Origin of the sequence: Plesiomonas sp. (assembly GCF_051650925.1) — a bacterium.
Lineage (GTDB): Bacteria > Pseudomonadota > Gammaproteobacteria > Enterobacterales > CAMTGL01 > Plesiomonas.
The window spans coordinates 1-2860 of record NZ_JBOFRH010000033.1 but is presented as its reverse complement, the minus strand read 5'-3'; the positions used below and the strand labels follow the sequence as shown (position 1 = coordinate 2860).

Genomic DNA, 2860 nt, shown 5'->3' with positions numbered 1-2860 from the left:
AACACTGTGTGGTCAGGCTCTCTGGTATTCGTGCGGGTGATATAATCTGCACTCACCGCGCTGATCGCCATCATCTGAATATCTTTTGGGATATCCACTAACACAGGCCCCGGTCTGCCCTCTTTGGCCAACGCAAATGCCTCGGCCAATACCGTCAGCAACTCTGCAGGCTCACGCACCAAAAAGCTGTGTTTGGTACAGGATAAAGACATACCCAGCACATCAATCTCTTGAAACGCATCCGTACCGATTAACGGGCGGGCAACTTGTCCAGTAATCGCCACTATCGGAACTGAATCAAGTAGCGCATCGGCCAGCCCCGTGATGAGGTTCGTTGCCCCCGGCCCTGAGGTTGCCAGACACACACCGACTCCGCCGCTGGCACGGGCATAACCTATCGCGGCCATCGCCGCACCCTGCTCATGGCGGCACAGCAGATGTTCAACACCGCCGTCGTACAGGGCATCGTACACCGGCATAATCGCGCCACCCGGATAACCAAACACCGTGGTTACCGCATGCTGACGCAGCATCTCAACAACCCATTGTGCACCGGTTTTACTCTCACTAACCGGCACATCGGTGCCTAAATGCATGAACTCCTGTTGCGGCATGTCTGCATGCGAGTGTGTGTCTGTCATACCGTTACCCCGCCTGTCTGCAAAAAGCCCGAAATGAACCGGGCGGATAACGATCTGATCGGGCGGTTGCCATCTGATCGGGTTGTGGTTGATTCATTTGCTGCACTCCTGTTGCTACACCGGTGATACCGTAGGGGCTATCGTTGTTCCTGCGATGGTTGATCCTGCGATCTCAACGAAAAGCCTGCACCACAACATCCGGCTTACATCCCTTGATAAGGTTACTTTTTGTGTGAGTGTCGATAAAAAAGCCCCCGAACCTTTCGGTGCGGGGGCTTTTTCGTTTCCGGCTTCTCTATCTGTTCAGCCTTCGTTTTCCAAATACGACCCCGCATGGTGTGTGAATAATCACCACCACGAGTAGAAGAATGAGGGTCAGAACTTGGCCGAATAGCATCATGTTATTAATTCTTTTTGTTTTGTTGTTTTTGTTATCTCACGCGCTGAACGGATGTGGTCGGTATTACCTCGCAACAGGTTCAACGCCTTGGTCATGCTTTACACAGTAAAAGAGTTACCATAGCTGTTTACTTTTTGACAACGTTTTTTTGCGAAAATCTTCCCGCTTTTGAATTCATCCCGAATAACAAACTGATTTTAAAGGGTAAAACTAAAGCCGGTTTTACTGCACTGTTTTTGTACTGCAAATTTTTACTAAACTGTCGGCCACAGATACAGCCAGCGCGTTTATTCAATGTGACCGGTACAGCATTTTTTTCCTTATGTTGGAAACCTGCAATGTCATTGGCCATTATTCACAGCCGCGCCAGTATTGGCGTACAAGCCCCTGCCGTTACGATTGAGGTGCATCTCAGTCAGGGGCTGCCAGGGTTAACGTTAGTCGGATTAGCTGAAACCTCCGTCAAAGAGGCGCGAGATCGGGTACGCAGTGCGTTGCTCAACAGTGGGTTTGAATTTCCGGCGCGGCGGATAACCGTTAACCTTGCGCCAGCCGATCTTCCCAAAGAGGGTGGCCGTTTTGATTTGCCAATAGCACTGGGCATTTTGGCCGCTTCAGGGCAGATCGCCGCCGATAAGCTGCCAATGCACGAATTTATCGGGGAGTTGGCACTGTCGGGTGAGCTGCGTGCAGTCACCGGCGTGATCCCCGCCGCGCTCTCGGCACATCAGGTACAGCGGCGGCTGATCCTTGCCACCACCAACGCTGAACAAGCCCAGCTGGTGGCGCATGCCAATCCGCTCTCTGCCCATTCACTACAGGCGGTGTGTGACTATCTCAACGGTAAGGCCACGCTTGATATGCCGCAACAACAACATTCAGAGGCGGCAGCAAACAGCTATCAGAACGGATCAGGGCTAGATTTGCAGGATATTATCGGTCAGCAGCAGGCCAAGCGCGCACTGGAGATTGCCGCCAGTGGGCAGCATCACCTGCTGTTACTTGGCCCGCCGGGAACCGGAAAAACCATGCTGGCCAGCCGCCTGCGTGATCTGCTGCCGGTGATGAGTGATCAAGAGGCATTGGAAACCGCTGCTATTGGCAGTTTAGTGCATCAGGATATTCATCGTGGAAACTGGAAACAGCGGCCATTTCGCACGCCGCATCACAGTGCCTCAACAGCAGCACTGGTGGGCGGTGGCAGCATGCCGCGCCCCGGTGAGATATCGCTTTCCCATAACGGGATCTTGTTTTTAGATGAGTTGCCAGAGTTTGAACGTAAAGTGCTTGATGCGCTGCGCGAGCCGCTTGAGTCGGGTGAAATTGTTATCTCGCGTGCACAGGCAAAAGTCTGTTTTCCGGCCCGTTTTCAGCTCATTGCTGCGATGAACCCCAGCCCAACCGGACACTATCAGGGGGTACACAACCGCAGTAATCCACAGCAGGTGTTGCGCTATTTAAGCCGTTTATCCGGCCCATTTTTAGACCGTTTTGATCTCTCCATTGAAGTCCCTTTGCTGCCGCAGGGCAGCCTGACACAAAACCCACAACGTGGTGACAGCAGCCAACAAGTTCGTGAACGGGTATTACAAGCACAGCAGCGGCAAAAACAGCGGCGCGGCAAGCTCAATGCGATGCTCAGTAGCCGTGAAGTGGAGCATGATTGCCGCCTTAGCAGTACGGACAGTGATTTTCTTGAACAGACACTCAACCGGCTTGGCCTATCAGTACGGGCCTATCACCGGATTTTAAAAGTCGCCCGCACTGTTGCTGATTTGGCTGCCGAGGATCAGATTCAGCGGGTACACTTGGCCGAAGC

4 protein-coding genes are annotated in these 2860 nt (G+C 52.9%); 1 reads left to right on the top strand and 3 read right to left on the bottom strand.

Annotated elements, in window-relative coordinates; genetic code table 11:
• From ACRC27_RS00785 to ACRC27_RS00775, 3 genes are all read right to left on the bottom strand, one after another.
• Positions 1 to 596: thiamine pyrophosphate-binding protein (locus ACRC27_RS00785; RefSeq protein WP_438638865.1), on the bottom strand; the 596-nt coding region annotated here is incomplete at its 3' end.
• A gap of 340 nt (positions 597 to 936) precedes the next feature.
• Positions 937 to 1038 carry an IlvGEDA operon leader peptide gene (locus tag ACRC27_RS00780; protein WP_438622718.1) on the bottom strand — a complete coding sequence of 34 codons (102 nt, stop codon included), beginning with the start codon at positions 1036 to 1038 and terminating at the stop codon, positions 937 to 939.
• Positions 1039 to 1168: 130 nt separating this feature from the next.
• Positions 1169 to 1393, bottom strand: coding sequence for a hypothetical protein (locus ACRC27_RS00775; RefSeq protein WP_438622592.1), 225 nt, complete (start codon positions 1391 to 1393; stop codon positions 1169 to 1171).
• Between ACRC27_RS00775 and ACRC27_RS00770 the strand changes: the two genes are divergently transcribed.
• A partial coding sequence (locus ACRC27_RS00770; protein WP_438638863.1) for a YifB family Mg chelatase-like AAA ATPase occupies positions 1380 to 2860 on the top strand: 1481 nt, incomplete at its 3' end. The two genes, ACRC27_RS00775 and ACRC27_RS00770, sit on opposite strands and share 14 nt — an antisense overlap.

What these genes read in the sequence shown, in the direction of transcription:
- ACRC27_RS00775 (WP_438622592.1), bottom strand. Translation starts at nt 1,393, where the DNA reads ATGGCCAATGACATTGCAGGTTTCCAACATAAGGAAAAAAATGCTGTA.
- ACRC27_RS00780 (WP_438622718.1), bottom strand. Translation starts at nt 1,038, where the DNA reads ATGCTATTCGGCCAAGTTCTGACCCTCATTCTTCTACTCGTGGTGGTG.